General features: G+C 66.6%; 18 protein-coding genes. 13 read left to right on the forward strand and 5 right to left on the reverse strand.

The window, feature by feature from the left end; translation table 11 throughout:
- The first annotated feature begins 64 nt into the window (after nt 1-64).
- The 4 genes from ftsE (at nt 65) to AC4HOU_RS16140 (ending at nt 4,547) form a co-directional block, all read left to right on the forward strand.
- Nucleotides 65-754 (forward strand): cell division ATP-binding protein FtsE, encoded by a 690-nt coding sequence (gene ftsE / locus AC4HOU_RS16125; protein WP_194990352.1) that lies wholly within the window; start codon nt 65-67, stop codon nt 752-754.
- Nucleotides 754-1,659: a permease-like cell division protein FtsX gene (gene ftsX, locus AC4HOU_RS16130; protein ID WP_163809643.1), complete on the forward strand. Its 906-nt coding sequence runs from the start codon at nt 754-756 to the stop codon at nt 1,657-1,659. The genes ftsE and ftsX overlap by 1 nt, the downstream gene beginning before the upstream one ends.
- Before the next feature lie 221 nt (nt 1,660-1,880).
- Nucleotides 1,881-3,290, forward strand: coding sequence for an acyl-CoA dehydrogenase family protein (locus AC4HOU_RS16135; RefSeq protein WP_375139357.1), 1,410 nt, complete (start codon nt 1,881-1,883; stop codon nt 3,288-3,290).
- Nucleotides 3,291-3,323: 33 nt separating this feature from the next.
- Nucleotides 3,324-4,547, forward strand: coding sequence for an acyl-CoA dehydrogenase family protein (locus tag AC4HOU_RS16140; RefSeq protein ID WP_163809639.1), 1,224 nt, complete (start codon nt 3,324-3,326; stop codon nt 4,545-4,547).
- 137 nt (nt 4,548-4,684) lie between these two features.
- Here the strand turns inward: AC4HOU_RS16140 and AC4HOU_RS16145 are convergent, their stop codons facing one another.
- Nucleotides 4,685-5,653: an Rpn family recombination-promoting nuclease/putative transposase gene (locus tag AC4HOU_RS16145; RefSeq protein ID WP_195019854.1), complete on the reverse strand. Its 969-nt coding sequence runs from the start codon at nt 5,651-5,653 to the stop codon at nt 4,685-4,687.
- A 394-nt stretch (nt 5,654-6,047) separates the two neighbouring features.
- Between AC4HOU_RS16145 and AC4HOU_RS16150 the strand changes: the two genes are divergently transcribed.
- Nucleotides 6,048-6,683 carry a hypothetical protein gene (locus tag AC4HOU_RS16150; protein WP_195019855.1) on the forward strand — a complete coding sequence of 212 codons (636 nt, stop codon included), beginning with the start codon at nt 6,048-6,050 and terminating at the stop codon, nt 6,681-6,683.
- Nucleotides 6,684-6,822: 139 nt separating this feature from the next.
- Here the strand turns inward: AC4HOU_RS16150 and AC4HOU_RS16155 are convergent, their stop codons facing one another.
- Together AC4HOU_RS16155 and AC4HOU_RS16160 are read right to left on the reverse strand one after the other, a co-directional pair.
- Nucleotides 6,823-7,269: a MerR family transcriptional regulator gene (locus tag AC4HOU_RS16155; protein ID WP_194992771.1), complete on the reverse strand. Its 447-nt coding sequence runs from the start codon at nt 7,267-7,269 to the stop codon at nt 6,823-6,825.
- A 78-nt stretch (nt 7,270-7,347) separates the two neighbouring features.
- Nucleotides 7,348-7,737 carry a MarR family winged helix-turn-helix transcriptional regulator gene (locus tag AC4HOU_RS16160; protein ID WP_163809627.1) on the reverse strand — a complete coding sequence of 130 codons (390 nt, stop codon included), beginning with the start codon at nt 7,735-7,737 and terminating at the stop codon, nt 7,348-7,350.
- A 196-nt stretch (nt 7,738-7,933) separates the two neighbouring features.
- Between AC4HOU_RS16160 and AC4HOU_RS16165 the strand changes: the two genes are divergently transcribed.
- Nucleotides 7,934-9,262, forward strand: a complete 1,329-nt coding sequence (locus AC4HOU_RS16165) for an MFS transporter (RefSeq protein WP_138456816.1) — start codon at nt 7,934-7,936, stop codon at nt 9,260-9,262.
- A gap of 265 nt (nt 9,263-9,527) precedes the next feature.
- Nucleotides 9,528-10,397, forward strand: a complete 870-nt coding sequence (locus tag AC4HOU_RS16170; protein ID WP_195019856.1) for an NAD(P)-dependent oxidoreductase — start codon at nt 9,528-9,530, stop codon at nt 10,395-10,397.
- A gap of 66 nt (nt 10,398-10,463) precedes the next feature.
- Here the strand turns inward: AC4HOU_RS16170 and AC4HOU_RS16175 are convergent, their stop codons facing one another.
- Complete coding sequence (locus AC4HOU_RS16175) at nt 10,464-10,904, reverse strand: Lrp/AsnC family transcriptional regulator (protein WP_163809624.1); 441 nt, start codon at nt 10,902-10,904, stop codon at nt 10,464-10,466.
- A gap of 79 nt (nt 10,905-10,983) precedes the next feature.
- On the opposite strand from AC4HOU_RS16175, the gene AC4HOU_RS16180 reads away from it, so the two are divergent.
- The 4 genes from AC4HOU_RS16180 (at nt 10,984) to AC4HOU_RS16195 (ending at nt 13,285) form a co-directional block, all read left to right on the forward strand.
- Complete coding sequence (locus AC4HOU_RS16180) at nt 10,984-11,721, forward strand: AzlC family ABC transporter permease (protein WP_280498680.1); 738 nt, start codon at nt 10,984-10,986, stop codon at nt 11,719-11,721.
- Nucleotides 11,714-12,037: a branched-chain amino acid transporter permease gene (locus AC4HOU_RS16185; RefSeq protein ID WP_163809620.1), complete on the forward strand. Its 324-nt coding sequence runs from the start codon at nt 11,714-11,716 to the stop codon at nt 12,035-12,037. Before AC4HOU_RS16180 ends, AC4HOU_RS16185 begins: the two co-directional genes overlap by 8 nt.
- Before the next feature lie 42 nt (nt 12,038-12,079).
- Nucleotides 12,080-12,877: a thioesterase family protein gene (locus AC4HOU_RS16190; protein WP_163809619.1), complete on the forward strand. Its 798-nt coding sequence runs from the start codon at nt 12,080-12,082 to the stop codon at nt 12,875-12,877.
- 84 nt (nt 12,878-12,961) lie between these two features.
- Nucleotides 12,962-13,285 (forward strand): thioredoxin family protein, encoded by a 324-nt coding sequence (locus AC4HOU_RS16195; protein ID WP_163809617.1) that lies wholly within the window; start codon nt 12,962-12,964, stop codon nt 13,283-13,285.
- Nucleotides 13,286-13,304: 19 nt separating this feature from the next.
- Here AC4HOU_RS16195 and AC4HOU_RS16200 read toward each other — a convergent pair whose 3' ends face one another.
- Nucleotides 13,305-13,643, reverse strand: coding sequence for an MmcQ/YjbR family DNA-binding protein (locus tag AC4HOU_RS16200; protein WP_194991047.1), 339 nt, complete (start codon nt 13,641-13,643; stop codon nt 13,305-13,307).
- Nucleotides 13,644-13,936: 293 nt separating this feature from the next.
- Between AC4HOU_RS16200 and glsA the strand changes: the two genes are divergently transcribed.
- Both glsA and AC4HOU_RS16210 read left to right on the forward strand, forming a co-directional pair.
- Nucleotides 13,937-14,947, forward strand: a complete 1,011-nt coding sequence (gene glsA, locus AC4HOU_RS16205; protein WP_195019857.1) for a glutaminase A — start codon at nt 13,937-13,939, stop codon at nt 14,945-14,947.
- Nucleotides 14,944-16,575 carry an MFS transporter gene (locus AC4HOU_RS16210; protein ID WP_490724727.1) on the forward strand — a complete coding sequence of 544 codons (1,632 nt, stop codon included), beginning with the start codon at nt 14,944-14,946 and terminating at the stop codon, nt 16,573-16,575. Before glsA ends, AC4HOU_RS16210 begins: the two co-directional genes overlap by 4 nt.
- Nucleotides 16,576-16,620 lie beyond the last annotated feature (45 nt).

A 16,620-nucleotide genomic window follows, 5' to 3' on the forward strand; every position in this document is an offset into this window, starting at 1 on the left:
TCGCGCTCGTGAGGCAGCTCACGGGCCCCGGCCATGGGGAGGGCCATGGTTACACTGGCTCCCCGTGATCACGATGCGGAACGTCACGAAGTCGTACAAGACCTCGACGCGACCCGCGCTGGACAACATCACGGTGGATGTGGGCAAGGGCGAGTTCGTCTTCATCATCGGACCGTCCGGCTCGGGCAAATCGACCTTCATGCGGTTGCTGCTCAAGGAGGAAATCCCCACCGCCGGTGAGATCCAGGTGGCCGATTTCCGGGTGGACCGCCTGCCGGGCCGTAAGGTGCCCAAACTGCGGCAGCGGATCGGGTGCGTGTTCCAGGATTTCCGGCTGCTGCAGCAGAAGACGGTCGAGCAGAACGTGGCCTTCGCGCTCGAGGTGATCGGGAAGCGCAGGCAGTTCATCGAGCGCACCGTGCCCGAAGTGCTGGACATGGTGGGGCTCGGCGGTAAGGCCGACCGGCTGCCGGGTGAACTGTCCGGCGGCGAGCAGCAGCGCGTGGCGATCGCGCGCGCGTTCGTCAACCGGCCGCTGGTACTGCTGGCCGACGAGCCGACGGGCAACCTCGATCCGGAGACCAGCGCCGACATCATGGCCCTGCTGGAACGGATCAACCGCACCGGCACCACGGTACTGATGGCCACCCACGACAACCACATCGTCGACTCGATGCGCCGGCGGGTCATCGAACTCGACCGCGGACGCATGGTTCGCGACGAGGCCACCGGCGTGTACGGAGTTGATCGATAATGCGGGCGAGTTTCCTGTTCGGCGAGGTTGTCGAAGGCCTGCGCCGCAACGTCACCATGACCATCGCGATGATCCTGACCACGGCGGTCTCGCTCACCATGCTCGGTGGCGGTCTGCTCGCCGTGCGGATCGCGGACAAGACCGAGCAGTACTTCCTGGATCGGCTCGAGGTGCGGTTGTACCTGACCGAGGACGTGTCGGCGACCGATCCGGACTGCTCGCTCGAGCCGTGCTCTTCGCTGATGGCCGATCTCAAGGCCACCGAGGGCGTGGAGTCGGTGCAGTTCCTCAACCGGGACGACGCCATCCGTGAGGCCAAGGAGAAGACCTTCAAGGATCAGCCGGAGCTGGCCGAGTACGTGGCCGATACGCCGCTGCCCGCATCGCTGCGGGTGAAGATGGTCGACGCTCAGCTGTATCCGACGATCTACGAGTCGTTCTACGACCGGCCCGGTGTGGGCATGGTGCGCAACGACAAGGACATCGTCGACCGGCTGGTCAGCCTGTTCGACGGGTTGCGCAACGCGGCATTCGGTCTGGCCATCCTGCAAGCCGTGGCGGCACTGCTGTTGATCGCGAACATGGTGCAGATCGCGGCGTTCACCCGGCGCACCGAGGTCGGCATCATGCGGCTGGTCGGTGCCACCCGCTGGTATACCCAGTTGCCGTTCCTGCTGGAGGCGGTGGTGGCGGCGCTGGCCGGTTCGCTGCTCGCGGTGGCCGGTCTGTTCATCGCGCGGCCGCTGGTGGTGGACCGGGCGCTCGGCGACTTGTTCGCGAGCAAGGTCTTTCCCCGCATCACCGGCGACGACATCGCGATGACGGCGTTGATCATCGCGCCGATCGGCGTCGCGTTCGCGGCCGTGACGGCCTACGCCACTTTGCGCTACTACGTGCGCGAATAAGCGTGACACCGCGCCCCCGGGCGCAGCGAGCACAGGCCGGTCCACCCAGCGGTGGACCGGCCTGTTCGCGTTGTGCGCATCCCCGTTTTGTGATACCGCACAACGACTCGGCAACAGATTCGCGAACCCTCGACGCTCTTCTTACTCTGGAGTAAGATAGCCTTACTCAAGAGTAAGATAATGGGACCACCACCCACTCACCCACCCATCCGAGAAAACAGGTGATGATGAGCACTCGAGACAGCGCGACGAAGCGACGTCCGGATTCCGGCCGGAGCCAGGATTCCGCGGTCGGCCTGAACCAACCCAAGCGGGATTGGATGGGCGCGGCGATGCGGGTGATGACGACCCTCACCGGGTCCGAACTCGCCGAGAAGTACAACTTGCGCAAGCCGATCGAGCGGGTCACCTACGAAGGCACCAAGACCGGTTTCCGCACCCTCGGCGCGGCCACCCGCGCATTCAACAAGGTCGCGGGCGGCGGGCAGCCCAAGCGCCTGGCCACCAACGAGGCCAAGAACAAGGACTACTTCGACCTCACCCCCACCGACGAACAGCAGATGATCGTCGAGACGGTGCGCGAGTTCGCCGCCGAGATCCTGCGTCCGGCTGCACACGACGCCGATGAGGCCGCCGCCGCGCCGAAGGATCTGCTCGGCCGCGCCGCCGAACTCGGCATCACCCTGATCAACGTCCCCGAGGAGCTCGAGGGCGCGGCCAGCGAGCGCGGCGCCGTCACCAACTCGATGGTCGCCGAGGCCCTCGCGCACGGCGATATGGGCCTGGCGCTGCCGATCCTCGCGCCGAGCGGCGTCGCGGTGGCGCTGTCGCAGTGGGGCACCGACGCACAGCAGCAGACCTACCTGCCGGCCTTCACCGGCGAGAACGTGCCGCAGGCCTCGGTGGTGATCAGCGAGCCGCGCGCCCTGTTCGACCCGTTCGCCCTGCAGACCAAGGCCGTGCGCTCCCCGAGCGGCTACCGCCTCTCCGGGGTGAAGAGCCTGGTCCCGGCCGCCGCCGACGCCGAGCTGTTCATCGTCGGCGCCGAACTCGACGGGCGCCCCGCGCTGTTCATCGTCGAGTCCGACGCGCAGGGCCTGGTGGTGGAAGCCGACCCGAGCATGGGTCTGCGGGCCGCGGGCCTCGGCCGGCTCATTCTCGACAACGTCGCCGTCGGCACCGACGCGCTGCTCGGCGACGGTGACAGCAAGCAGCACGCCGAGGACTACGCCGACGCCGTGCGCCTGGCCCGCCTCGGCTGGGCCTCGCTCGCCGTCGGCACCGGCCAGGCCGTGCTCGACTACGTGATCCCCTACGTCAACGAGCGTGAAGCGTTCGGCGAGCCGATCTCGCACCGGCAGGCGGTCGCGTTCATGGTCGCCAATATCGCCATCGAACTCGACGGTCTGCGGCTGGTGACGCTGCGCGGCGCTTCCCGCGCCGAACAGGGGCTGTCCTTCGCCCGCGAGGCGGCGCTGGCCAAGAAGCTGGCCACCGACAAGGGCATGCAGTTCGGCCTGGACGGCGTGCAGTTGCTCGGCGGCCACGGCTACACCAAGGAGCACCCGGTCGAGCGCTGGTACCGCGATCTGCGCGGCATCGGCGTCGCCGAAGGTGTCGTGCTCGTCTGACCGGCCCGTTCGTTACTTCAGGAGATTCCAACCATGATCAATCTCGAACTCCCCAAGAAGCTGCGGGCCAGCGCCAACCAGGCGCATCAGGTCGCCGCGCAGATCTTCCGCCCCATCTCGCGTAAATACGATCTCGCCGAGCACGAGTACCCGGTCGAGCTCGACACCATGGCAGCCATGGTCGAGGGCCTCGCCGACTCCGGCACCCAGAAGATCGGCGGCGCCGCGGGCGGCCGCGAGGACGACAGCGACGCGCACGCCACCGAGCTGCTCGGAAACACCAACGGCGGCAATATGTCCGCCCTGCTCAACGCCCTCGAGACCTCGTGGGGCGACGTCGGCCTGATGCTGTCGATCCCCTACCAGGGCCTCGGCAATGCCGCCATCGCGGCCGTCGCCACCGATGAGCAGCTCAAGCGGTTCGGCAAGGTGTGGGCCTCCATGGCCATCACCGAGCCGTCCTTCGGCTCCGACTCCGCGGCCGTCACCACCACCGCCGTGCTCGACGGCGACGAGTGGGTCCTCAACGGCGAGAAGATCTTCGTCACCGCCGGTGAGCGCTCCACCCACATCGTGGTGTGGGCCTCGGTCGACCGCAGCCTCGGCCGCGCGGCCATCAAGTCGTTCGTCGTGCCGCGGGACGCTCCCGGCCTGTCGGTGGCGCGGCTCGAGCACAAGCTCGGCATCAAGGCCTCCGACACCGCCGTGCTGCTGCTGCAGGACTGCCGCATCCCGAAGGACAACATCCTCGGCAGCCCGGAAGTCAACGTGGAGAAGGGTTTTGCCGGGGTCATGCAGACCTTCGACAACACCCGTCCCCTCGTCGCCGCCATGGCCGTCGGCGTGGCCCGTGCCGCCCTCGAAGAGCTGCGTGTGGTCTTGAAGGACGCGGGCATCGAACCGTCCTACGACATCCCCGCCAACAACCAGCCCGCCGCGGCCGCCGAATTCCTGCGCATGGAAGCCGATTACGAATCGGCCTACCTGCTGGCGCTGCGCGCGGCCTGGATGGCCGACAACAAGAAGCCCAACTCCCTCGAGGCTTCGATGTCCAAGGCCAAGGCCGGCCGCACCGGCACCGACGTCACCCTCAAGGCCGTCGAACTCGCCGGCCCGCTCGGCTACTCGCAGCGCACCCTGCTGGAGAAGTGGGGCCGTGACTCGAAGATTTTGGATATCTTCGAAGGCACCCAGCAGATTCAGCAGCTGATCGTCGCGCGGCGGGTGCTGGGGAAGACCAGCGCTGAGCTGAAGTAAGCGGTGAACCCGGGAACCGGTGCAGGTCGGCTGTCGACCTGCACCGGTTCTTTGCGTTCGGTAGGAGTCGTGAACGGAGTGGCCCTCGAGTTGTCGCGGTCCGGATCGTAGGCCGCTACGTGCTCGCTCCGGTCCGCTCAGGCGATTCCCATCTCATTGAGGCTGGTCGCGGTCAGAATCCGAGCCGTCCAAGCATGCAACTGCTCCGACGTAGCCCGACGCACCGCAGCGACAACCTCCACCGGGACAGCACCGAACTTGAGGCCGAGTAGCTCGATCAAGGTCTCGGCGCGACCTTCAGCACGGCCACGTTCTTGGAGTCGCTCAGCAGTGGTCATGAAAGTCTCCTTGGCCTGGGGACCGAGCTGGTCGATCAGGGGTTCCAGGTCGGTGTCGGTGGTGTCGCCGACACCAATAATGTAGGTCAGGATCGACTGCAAGTCATCTATGCCCCCGGGTGCCGCGATGATCCGGCGCAGGTCATTGACCAGGGGTTGCAGGTCGATGTCGAGGTGTGAGTTGCCGGGCGCGAGTTTCAGGAGGGTGAGCACGACTCGCACGGTCGGCGTTGAGGCACGGGCGCGTAGCTCGGCCAGATCGACGGCGGTGAGGTCGTCGAGGAGGAATCGCAGCCTGGGCAGGTATGGGATCAGATCGCGCAGGCCAGCGGGGTCGAGGTCGATCAGATCGGCCACTTCCGTCGGTGCCCGCCACGTGTGCCCGCGGGGGCTGGCGTGCACCACCAGGGGGATCACCGCAGGCAAGGATTTCGCTTTCGGATGTTCGTCGAGGTAGCGGTTCCAGATGGCGACCACGTAGTCCAGCATCCGTAGCGCCATGAAGGGGTCGCTGCGGCTCTGGTGCTCCATCAGAACGTAGATGTATGCCTGGTGCCCATCGAGACGGGTGCGGAACAGCAGGTCACTGTAGGTCGACCGCAGCTGGTCGGAGACGAAACTGCACGAGAGCGGTTCCAGCGCATCCCAATCGACGCGCGCGGCGACATCATCTGGCACCATCGCCCGCATCTGGCAGGCGGCATCGGACGGACGGCGCAGCATATGCCGGAAGAACGCGTCGTGTGGGTTCGACGGAGCAGTGCTCATAGAGGGACGCTATCCACGCCGACCGGCTACGGAGTAGTACTAGACCGGGCAGTCTGCGACATGGCGGCGAACCTGGTCCCGCGCGGCGGCGTCCGCAATGCCGGCCTTCCCGGCGACCCGGAGAACGAATCGATGGAACCGATCGGCGGTATCGGGCGTCCAAGTATTAGGAGTCGACGAATCGTCTACCGTCGACGCAGTATGCGCGAGGCATGTCGCAGGGAAATCGATTGTGAGCGTTGGTGTCCGAGAACCTACAGGGGTTGATCCGATCAAAGTGCAGCTACACCCCGGTACCCGCAAGCCCAACCGGGAGCAGGTTGGCACGCCGGACGAACCCGATGAGGACGATGTGTACTTGCAGGAGCGTCAGCAGCGCGGTTGGCTGGTGTAAATGGCGAACTACCCTGCCGAACGAATGGACGTCGCCGTACCTGCGCAACCCCGCTACGGGATGGAAACCGTCTCCGACATGCTGCGGATGTCGAACTCCCGCGAATGGCGGGATCTGTTCTCACTGGAGCTCCGGCAGCCGCTGCCGGATGTCTGCAGCGAACACGGACGATCCGCCGTCGACCACTGGAAAAAGGTCATCACTTTCCGCCGAACGTCGCGCGGGGTCGAGCAGCAGGGTCTCGGCGTCACACTGCGCGGACTCGGTGCCGACTTGTTCAAGCTCGGCATCAACATTCCTCCGGTCGCCGGAGATGTGCACGGCACGTGGCCCGTCTGCGCGGCATGCGTCCGGCGCACGACGCTGTTGCGATGGCTTGCTCGCATCGTGATCATCATCGGCCTCCCCCTCCTGCCCGCCCTGTTCATCGCCAACCAACTCGGGGTCGACCGTATCCACCCCGCGTGGGTCGCGGCATTCTTCCCCGGCTGGTGCCCGCTCGGCTTGTTCATCGCCATGCTCGTGTATCAGGCCGCAGCGCAATTCATCCGGATCGGCCCGATCGAGAACCCCGACTCGATCACCATCCGCGCTCACCCCGACTTCGCGGCAGCGGTAGCGGAGCAGCGTGGTTGACCTCGCTGCGGACGCCTGATCCGCCTCGACATTCCAGAGGCCCGCGATACCAGGCCGCTGTATCGACGGTGCGTTTTCGGACGTGGTCGCCCACGACTTCGACCGCTCCCTCGGCTGCGGCTCTGGCCTTTGAGCGTGCTCACCTCTCCGTGAGATCGCGTGAGCGCGACCGCACGACGCGGTCCGGCGCCAACCCGTGCGCGGCGAATTCGCACGCGGGGGCGGGCACCGGCTCGCCCGGGTCCGGCTCATCCAGCCGTGTGAGAATCCACTGCCGCACCCCCCGCAACTGCCCGATGAGCTCATCCACTTCGGCCAGTTTCCTGCGATACACCTCCGCCGAGGCGGGGCACGAATCGCCGGATGGGTTGCCCGCTTGCAGGCATTCGACGAAGGGGCGGATCTCCTCCAGCTCGAAACCACATTCCTGCAAGGTGCGGATCTGGCGTACGACGCGGTAGTCGTCCTCGCTGTAGACGCGGTAGCCGCTGGCGTCGCGGCTCGAGCGCAGCAGGCCGCGCGATTCGTAGTAGCGCAGGGCGCGTGTGGTGGTCGACGCGCGTTCGGCCAATTCCCCGATCCGCATCCCGGTCCTTTCCGATCCGCGCGGGTGCGCGGTCACCGGTGACAACCGGCCACGCCCGGATCTTCATCCGGGAACCGTTCAGGTCAGGTGCTTGCGCAGAACTTCCTGGTGGGTCGGGCGGGCGGCGTCGAGGCGTTCGCGGCCGGCGGCGGTGAGTTTCAGGAAATTGGCGCGGCGGTCGAAGTCGCAGGTGGCGCGGACGACGAGCCCGGCCTTCTCCAGCCTGGTCACGGTGCGCGAGAGCGCGCTCTGGCTCAGGTACATCTCGGTCTCGATGTCTTTCATCTTGACCTTCTCCGCCTGCGCTTCGCCGCAGCGTCCGCCGAGGACCTGGAGCAGCTCGAACTCGCTGAGGCCGAGCTGATGCTGTGCCTGAAGCGCGCTCTCCAGCTCACAGGACGTGCCGTGGTAGAGGCGGAGCGTTTCGGACCACTTCGCGCAGACATCTTTGTCGGTGTCGTGGTACATGAGCCGAGGTTACCATGTCAAGGCATTTTATGCACGCGCATTACATGTGTTGACATTCAATGCGTGTGCATTTAAGTTACCTTCCGTGACCACGACAACGGCACCCCAGAACCTCACTGCTCCTACTACTTCCGAACCAACCGCGAGTGGTTGGGGGCCCAAGCTGTGGGCCATTCTGTTCGTCGCCGGTCTGGCGATGTTCCTCGACGCGCTCGACGTCTCCATGGTCGGCGTCGCACTCCCCTCGATCGGCGAAGACCTGGGCCTGGACACCTCTGCGCTGCAGTGGATCGTCAACGGCTACATCCTCGGCTACGGCGGATTGCTGCTGCTCGGCGGACGAGCCGCCGATCTGCTGGGCCGGCGACAGGTCTTCCTGACGGCTCTGGTGGTCTTCGGAATCGCCTCGTTGATCGGCGGCCTCGTCGATGACGGCGCGTTGCTGATCGCCACCCGCATCATCAAGGGCGTCGCCGCCGCCTTCACCGCGCCGGCCGCGCTGTCCATCATCACGACCACATTCAAGGAAGGCCCCGACCGCAACCGGGCCCTGTCGATCTTCACCATCTTCGGCGCCACCGGCTACGCCTCCGGCCTGATCGTGTCCGGCCTGCTCACCGGCATCGACTGGCGGCTGACCTTCTACATGCCGGTCGTCGTCGTCGCGATCGTCACGGTCACGGCTTACTTCGTCATTCCGCGCAACGTCGAAAAGGAAGAGGGCCGTATCGATTTCACCGGAGCGGTGCTGCTGACCGGCGGCATGCTCGCGGCGGTCTACACGATCGTCACGGCGCCGGAGACCGGCTTCACCCCCACCGTCATCGCGACCACCATCCTCGCCGTCGGCCTGCTGTCCACGTTCTTCGTGGTGGAGAACCGGGTGAGTCACCCGCTGGTGCGGCTGAGCATCTTCAAGGTGAAGTCGATCGTGCGGGCGAACCTGGCCGCGCTGGCGATCTTCGGCTCCTACCTGAGCTTCCAGACGATCGTGTCGCTGTACCTGCAGAACACCCTGGAGTGGGAGCCGCTGCAGATGGCGCTGGCGATGGCCCCGACCGGCATCATCGTCGCGATCCTGTCGCCGATCGCGGGCAACTTCATCGACCGCTTCGGCACCACCCCGATGATCCTGGCCGCCCTCACCTCGTTCGTGGCCGGCTACGTGTGGTTCCTGACCCGCGGCGGCAGCGCCGACCCGAACTACGCCGTGGATTACCTGCCCGCGTTCCTGCTGCTCGGCCTCGGCTTCGCACTCGGGTTCTCGGCGGTGATGGTGCAGGCCACCGAGGGCATCGCCGACCATGAGCAGGGTCTGGCCTCCGGTCTGGTGCAGACCTCGTTCCAGATCGGCGGCGCGGTCGTGCTTGCCATCGCGACCGGTCTGATCAGCGACGCCGCCACCGACGGCATCGCAGGCTACCGGCCCGGGCTGTACCTGGTCACCGCGGTCGCCGTGATCGGCCTGATCGCCTCCGCCTCGGCCGTGCTGGCCCGCAAGCAGGCGGTCGCCGAGCTCGCCTAAGCGGAACCGACAATCGAATACGACCGTGGGGTCGCCGATTCGGCGGCCCCACGGTCGTGTATTCGGGCGGGCACCGTTCCCGAGCGCCGCCCAGGCACGTGACCATCGACCTACCAGGTCGCGAGGCCGGCGTCGTGACCTCATGGGTTACCTCGGCGTAAGCATCTCCACCGAAAAGTACGTACTTGCCGGGCCGTTCAGTGGATTCGAGACTCGCAGGGCGCCGATGAGGACGAGACCTCACCGCCGGATGATCGGAGATCACATGCCTGAATCCACTCCCGTCACGGTCCTGGGGCTGGGCTCGATGGGCAGCGCGCTCGCCGCGGCCCTGCTCGCGGCAGGGCATCCGACCACCGTGTGGAACCGAAGTCCGGAGCGGGCAGCGGCGCTGGTGGCGTCCGGCGCGATTCAGCGTCTGCCGATCGCGGAGGCGGTGGCCGACAACCACGTGATCGTCTCGTGCCTCAGCACTTTCGCGGCCACCAGCGAAGCCCTCGCCGAGGCCGACCTGCACGACCGGGATCTCATCACGCTGAACAGCGGAACGCCCGCGCAAACGCGCGGATTCGCGCAGTGGGCGACCGAACGCGGGGCGCGATACCTCGGTGGCGCGATCAAGAACGTCCCGTCCGCGGTGGGCGACCCGGACACGCTGCTGTACTTCAGCGGTGACCGGGCCGTTTTCGACGAGCATGCCGGGCTCTTGCGCGTGTTCGGCGGCGAGGTCGAATTCCTCGGTGCGGAACCGGATCTCGCCGCCCTCTACGAGGCGGCCGTGGGCGCGACGCTGCTTCCCGCCCTCCTCGGGTTCCTCGAGGGAGCAGCGATACTGGCCGCGCGCGGACGCGAGGCGCGGACGATGGTCGGCTATTCGGTCAAGTGGTTGCAGATGATCGAGTCGATTCTTCCGGTCGTCGCCGAGGAGATCCACAGTCGCGATTACACCCGCCTCGGCGCCTCGGTCGAGGTGTTCCACCATGCGATCGATCAGGATCGCCAGATCAGCGCCGAATCGGGCGTCGATATGTCCTGGCACGAGCCGATGCATGAGCTGCTGCGGCGAGCGATCGCCGACGGAAGGAGCAGCCAGAGCATCACCACCCTCATCGAATTGCTGACCGACCATCGCTGACCTGCCCGCCGCCGTGCCGGTGGTGACATCCGGCCTTCCGGTGCGGACGAACACTCGCCCCGCGGTTCAGCCGAGCTGCTTGAGGTTCTTCATCGTGAAGCGTGAATTGACCCGCCCGATCTTCGGGATCGTCATCACCCGGGTGCGCAGGAACACCTCGTAGGAATCCAGATCCGCGACGGCGACGCGGGCGAAATAGTCGGGGGTGCCGAACAACCGGCGCAGCTCCTTGACCTCGTCGAGCCCGGTCATCGTCGCCTCGAAGCGGGCGACGGTTTCCGCGTCCTGGCCTTCCAGAGTGAGATCGAGCAGTACCTCGAAGGCCCGGCCGACCGAGGCCGGGTCGATGACGGCACGGTATCCGCGGATGACACCCTCGGATTCGAGCCGCTGCACGCGCCGCAGACAGGGCCCCGGGGTGAGGCCGACGCGCCCGGCGAGCTCGACATTGGTCAGCCGCCCCTCGGCCTCCAGCTCAGCGATGATTGCGCGATCAAGCGAATCCATGCATTCATATTGCGCAGAGCAACCATGGCAGCGCAATGTATGCAACCAAAGAGCAAGCGTTTTGCGAGAAAATTACCTCGTGCAGCAACTCGACCCGGTGCCCGCTCTCGCGGTCCCTTCCAGATCCAGGCAGGAACAGGTCGCCGCGGGTATCGCCGACTCGGTATCGGCGGGCCTCGGGATCTTTCCGCTGGGCATCGCGCTCGGCCTGCTGGTGGTGCAGGCGGGGTTGCCGTGGTGGCTGACGCCCGCGCTGTCGCTGGCCGCCTTCGCCGGTTCGCTGGAACTGCTGCTGGTCGGCATGGTGGCGGCGACCGCACCGCTGGTGGCGGTGGCGGTCACGGTGTTCGTGGTGAACTTCCGGCACGTGTTCTACGCGTTCTCCTTCCCGATTCACCTGGTGCGCAACAGGTTCGCGCGGGTGTACAGCGTGTACGCGATGATCGACGAGGCGTACGCGGTGTCCGCGGCGCTGCCGCCCGCCCAGCGCTCGGGGCCGCGCCTGCTGACGATGCAGCTCGCTGCGCAGGCGTACTGGGTCGGCGGCGGTCTGGTCGGTGTCGCGATCGGTGCGGTGATCCCGGGGCCGATCAAAGGGCTGGAGTTCGCGCTGTGCGCGCTGTTCACGGTGCTCGCCCTCGATGCCTGCCGCTCCCGGCGCGACCTGCCGTCGGTACTGCTCGCGGTGCTCGCCGTCGGCGCCGCGCTGATCCTGACGCCGCAGGTCGCGCTGTTCGTGGCACTGCTGGCGTTCGTGGTGCTGCTGTTGATCCGGTACCGGCTCACCGGGCGCACGGCGGTGGCCGTCGATGCCTGATACCGGATATCTGCTCGCTGTCCTGGTGATCGTCTTCTCGATCACCTTCGCCCTGCGCGCGGTCCCGTTCGCCGTGCTGAAACCGCTGCGCCGCTCGCATCTGGTGCGCACGCTGGCGGTGTGGATGCCGGTCGGCATCCTCGCGATCCTGGCAGCTACCAGCCTGCACACCACCGTCGCCGAGGACGGCGCGGCGCTCTACGCCCTGCTCGCGGTGGGCGTGACCGCCGCGGTCCACCTGCTGTTCGGCCGGCGCACCCTGCTCAGCGTCGGGATCGGGACCGGGGTGTATGTCGTGTTGCTCAATCTGCTCTGATTCGAATAGACCTTCGCCAACCAGTGAGGAGCGTGCCCACCTATGGCCGACGCGGCTGATCGACCCAGCTATTTCCGCCGGATCGGCGCCGAGCGATACCTGCCGACCGAATACACCGGCGGTGCGTGGCGGGCCGACGAGCAACATTTCAGCCCACTCGGCGGACTGATCGTGCACGCCATCGAAACCGCCCGCACCCGCGATGGCCGGCCCGCGCTGGCGATGAGCCGGATCACCTTCGACATTCTCGGCCAGATCGGCCGCGAAGAATTCGACATCGAGGTCCGCACCACCCGGCCGGGACGCACCATCGAGTTGACCGAAGCCACCGTCGTCATCGCGGGGCGGCCCGTCGTCAGCGCCCGCGCCTGGCTGCTTGCCGAACAGGACACCAGCGCGGTCACCGGTGGCGAACCCGATCGGCTGCCCGCCCCCGAATCGCTCGATCGGTGGCGGATCGGCGAGCTCTGGCCCGGCGGCTATATCACCTCCCTCGACGTCCGCACCACCGCCGCACCGCAGCCGGGCCGCACCACGGCCTGGGTCTCGACGCCGGTCGCGCTGCTCGACGGCGAACCGAGCAGTCCGCTCGCCGGCTTCGTCGCGCTGGTCGACACGGCCAATGGCATCGCGGTCCGCCAGGACCCGCGCAAGTGGATGTTCCCCAACGTCGACCTCACCATCCACCTCTACCGTCAACCGCAGGGATCGTGGACCGGGCTCGACACCTCCGTCGTCTTCGGCGAGCAGGGGCAGGGCCTCACCACGACCGTCCTGCACGACGTCCGCGGGCCGGTCGGACGCGCGGAGCAGATCCTCACCGTCCGTCCCCTCGACTGACGGATCCGGCCATCGCGGCTTGCCTTGACCTCGACGTCAACCTTTAGCGTCGGCTCCGACCCGACAACAGCACAGGAGACGACGATGAGCAACGCGGTGACTACGGTGACGGATGCGACCTTCGCGAACGAGGTTCTGCGCTCGGAACTTCCGGTCCTGGTCGACTTCACCTCCGACCACTGCGGGCCCTGCCGGATGATCTCTCCGGTCCTCGCCGAGATCGCCGCGCAGACACCGCAGTTGAAGGTGGTGACGCTCGATGTGGATGCCAATCCGGAGATCAGCGCGGCCTATGCGGTGATGGCGATGCCGACACTGATGGTGTTCCGGTCCGGCGAACCGTCGAAGCGGCTGGTCGGAGCGCGCTCCAAGCGACGGCTGCTCGACGAGCTCGCCGACGTTCTCTGAGCGGGCTGTTTTCGCGCCGTCACTCAGCGTCGTCGAGCAGCTCACGCGGTGCGGCCTGACGCCAGGAGTCGGCGACGATCGCCTCCATTTCCTCGCGGTCGTCCAGTGCGGCCAACCGCACCCGCACCCAGGCGTTGGCCGCTTCGTGGGAGGCGATCCAGAACTTGGCCGGTTCGGCGACGACGAGTTCATCGCGCTCGATGATGGGACAGCGGACCGCCATGGAGGTTTCGGCGTCGGGGAGGGTGAGGAACAGCTTGCCCGCGACCCGGAACGTGGGCATGCCCCAGGTGAACTGCTCCGCGGTCTCCGGTAAGGACAAGGCAAAGGCGCGGACGTCATCCCCGGTGGCACTCATGCGCCGGATTCTTCCAAACCCCACCGACACTGCTCGATCTCATCTGTGGCGACCGAGCCGATAACAGTGTCGCCTCGATTTCGTGTCGCTTCGGACAACGACCACCCGCGCCCGACATACTGCCCAGGTTCGACCTGATCGTGGGACCAGATCCATCCTTTCGGCACTCCCGGCCGGCACCGCCGGAAGCGGAGCGCCGAACCGGTGTACTGCGGCGCCTGTCGGGCACCCGACCGTGCGCCGCGACCGCAGCGGTGTGGTGCGACCGGTCCCGGTGCCGAGAAGGAGGCCCGATGGATCTGGACGTCGAGGGAATCGAGCAAACCGTATCGACCGGCGCACTGCCGGGCTGGGACCGGGTGGAGAAGCTGGTCGGGGCGGCCTACGAACGATATCTGCCGTTGCAGTCCGGGGCCGTCGCCGACTACATCCCTGTTCTCGCCGAAGCCGACCCCGACCTGTTCGGTATCGCGGTCGCCGAGGTCAACGGCGATCTGCACAGCGCGGGCGCGGCCCACGCGCAGTTCAGCATCCAGTCGATCGCCAAGGCGTTCGTCTACGCCCTGGTCTGCGACGCACTCGGGCACGAGGCCGTGCTCGACCGGGTCGGAGTGAACAACACCGGCCTGGCGTTCAATTCGGTGATCGCCATCGAACTCAACGACGGCCATCCGATGAACCCGATGGTCAACGCGGGCGCGTTGGCGACGACGGCGATGATTCCCGGAGCCACCCCCGCGGAACAATGGGAACGCATCCGATCCGGTCTATCGCGATTCGCCGGACGGCCGCTCGATCTGGACGGCGCGGTATACCACTCGGAAATGCTGAGCAACCAGCGCAACAAGGCCATCGCGCGGCTGCTGGAAAGCTACGGCCGCATCGATATCGACCCGCTCGAGGTCGTCGACGTCTACACCAGGCAGTGCTCGCTGCTGGTCGACGCCCGCGACCTGGCGATCATGGGCGCGACGCTGGCCGACGGCGGGGTGAACCCGGTGACCCGCGAACGAGTCGTTTCCACCCAGGTCTGCCGCGACACGCTGGCAGTGCTGGCCGCCACCGGGATGTACGAGCGGTCCGGCGAATGGCTGTTCGAGATCGGGTTGCCCGCCAAATCCGGTGTCGCGGGCGGGATCGTCGCCATCGCACCGGGCAAGGGCGCCATCGGCACCTATTCCCCGCGCCTGGATTCCGCGGGCAACAGCGAACGCGGCATCCGCGCGACCGCCTATCTGTCGCGCACGCTCGGCTTGAACGTCTTCGCGTCCGAGGTCCACGATCAGAAGGGCTCCCGAGCATGACCACCGAATCGGCCGATACGGCTATCACACCCGAGCGCGCGTCCTGGCTGCCGATGGTCGGACTGTTCTTCGCGCAGATCCTGATGTCGTTCAATGTTGCCGCCCTGCCGATTTCGCTGGGCGGCATGGTCGACGACTTCGATGTGGCACCGACAGTGGTGAGTTCGACGATCGTCGTCTACGGTCTCGCGGTCGCGGCGCTGGTCATGGTCGGCGGCAAACTCGGCCAGCGGATCGGCTGGGTGACGATCTTCCGGGTGGTCGTCACGACATTCGGAGTCTCGGCGATCATGATGATCATCTCGCCGTCGGTGGGCTGGGCGATCGCCGCACAGGGTGTGGCCGGAGCCTCGGCGGCGATCATCGTGCCCGCCCTTGTGGCGCTGATCGCGGAGAACTACCACGGTGATCAGCAGGCCACGGCCATCGGTTCGCTCGGCTCCGCACGAGCCATTTCCGGGGTGAGCGCCTTCCTTATCGGTGGCGCGCTCGGCAGCCTCGTCGGCTGGCGGCCGGTGTTCGGCATCGTGCTCGTGCTGGCGGTTGTGGTGTTCGCGTTCAGCTTCACGCTGCGTTCCGACGACGGCGATGCGAGCATCGAGATCGACCTGGTCGCGGCGGCGCTCATCGGCGCCGGAATCGTGCTGCTCACGATCGGTTTCAACAATCTGAACGCATGGGGTGTGTTCTTCGCCGATCCGGAAGCGCCGTTCGATCTGCTCGGCGTCTCGCCGGCGCCGGTGCTGATCGTGCTCGGCATCATGCTCGGGCAAGCATTCATCGGGTGGACTCGCCGGCGGATGCGCGACGGGAAGGCGCCGCTGATCGATCTGTCGGTGCTCGGCAGTTCCCGCGAGCGGGCCGCGGTGTACGCCATGTTCATCGTCGTGGCGCTCGAAGCGGCATTGATCTTCACGGTCCCGCTCTACATCCAGATCGTGCAGGGCCGTTCGCCGTTCGACACTTCGCTGGCGATGATGCCGTTCAACCTCACGGTATTCATCACCGCGATGCTGGTGGTGCGGTTCTACAAACGGTTCACCCCGCGCGCCATCGGAATGTTCTCGTTCAGCCTCACCACCGCGGCACTCATCTGGCTGGCCTATGTGGTCACCAACAACTGGGAGACCGTGCCGACGATCTTCGGGCTCATCGTCTTCGGAATCGGCCAGGGCGCGCTGGTCACGCTGGTGTTCAACGTGCTGGTCACCTCCGCGCCGAAGAAGCTGGCAGGCGATGTCGGCTCGCTGCGCGGCACCACCCAGAACCTCGCCTCGGCGGTCGGCACGGCGTTGGTCGGCGCGATGCTGGTCACCATCCTGAGCTTCGTGGTCGGCCGGGAGATCATCGATGACGTCGAACTGCCGGATTCGCTGATCGCGCAGGTCGACCTGGACAACGTCAACTTCGTCAGCAATGACCGGTTGCGTGAGGTCCTCGAACGCACCGACGCCACACCGGAACAGATCGATGCGGCGGTCGCGGTGAACGAAGACGTCCGGCTGCGCACACTCAAGTTCGGGTTGCTGATCCTCGCCGGAATCAGCGCGACCGCGATCGTGCCCGCGAACCGTCTGCCGGATTACCGGCCGGGCGAGATCCCGGATCCGTCGCCGGAGAAGGACTGAGCAGAGTCGTATCACTCGATGCGGTCCTCATCGCCCCGAGCACGG

The organism is Nocardia sp. JCM 38205 (assembly GCF_058222935.1).

Bases quoted from the DNA above. Each gene is read 5' to 3' on its own strand.
- AC4HOU_RS16150 (WP_195019855.1), top strand. From the start codon at position 6,048: ATGGCGAACTACCCTGCCGAACGAATGGACGTCGCCGTACCTGCGCAA.
- AC4HOU_RS16185 (WP_163809620.1), top strand. From the start codon at position 11,714: ATGCCTGATACCGGATATCTGCTCGCTGTCCTGGTGATCGTCTTCTCG.
- AC4HOU_RS16190 (WP_163809619.1), top strand. From the start codon at position 12,080: ATGGCCGACGCGGCTGATCGACCCAGCTATTTCCGCCGGATCGGCGCC.
- ftsX (WP_163809643.1), top strand. From the start codon at position 754: ATGCGGGCGAGTTTCCTGTTCGGCGAGGTTGTCGAAGGCCTGCGCCGC.
- AC4HOU_RS16195 (WP_163809617.1), top strand. From the start codon at position 12,962: ATGAGCAACGCGGTGACTACGGTGACGGATGCGACCTTCGCGAACGAG.
- AC4HOU_RS16145 (WP_195019854.1), bottom strand. From the start codon at position 5,653: ATGAGCACTGCTCCGTCGAACCCACACGACGCGTTCTTCCGGCATATG.
- AC4HOU_RS16170 (WP_195019856.1), top strand. From the start codon at position 9,528: ATGCCTGAATCCACTCCCGTCACGGTCCTGGGGCTGGGCTCGATGGGC.
- AC4HOU_RS16155 (WP_194992771.1), bottom strand. From the start codon at position 7,269: ATGCGGATCGGGGAATTGGCCGAACGCGCGTCGACCACCACACGCGCC.
- AC4HOU_RS16200 (WP_194991047.1), bottom strand. From the start codon at position 13,643: ATGAGTGCCACCGGGGATGACGTCCGCGCCTTTGCCTTGTCCTTACCG.
- AC4HOU_RS16140 (WP_163809639.1), top strand. From the start codon at position 3,324: ATGATCAATCTCGAACTCCCCAAGAAGCTGCGGGCCAGCGCCAACCAG.
- glsA (WP_195019857.1), top strand. From the start codon at position 13,937: ATGGATCTGGACGTCGAGGGAATCGAGCAAACCGTATCGACCGGCGCA.
- AC4HOU_RS16160 (WP_163809627.1), bottom strand. From the start codon at position 7,737: ATGTACCACGACACCGACAAAGATGTCTGCGCGAAGTGGTCCGAAACG.
- AC4HOU_RS16175 (WP_163809624.1), bottom strand. From the start codon at position 10,904: ATGGATTCGCTTGATCGCGCAATCATCGCTGAGCTGGAGGCCGAGGGG.
- AC4HOU_RS16210 (WP_490724727.1), top strand. From the start codon at position 14,944: ATGACCACCGAATCGGCCGATACGGCTATCACACCCGAGCGCGCGTCC.
- AC4HOU_RS16165 (WP_138456816.1), top strand. From the start codon at position 7,934: ATGTTCCTCGACGCGCTCGACGTCTCCATGGTCGGCGTCGCACTCCCC.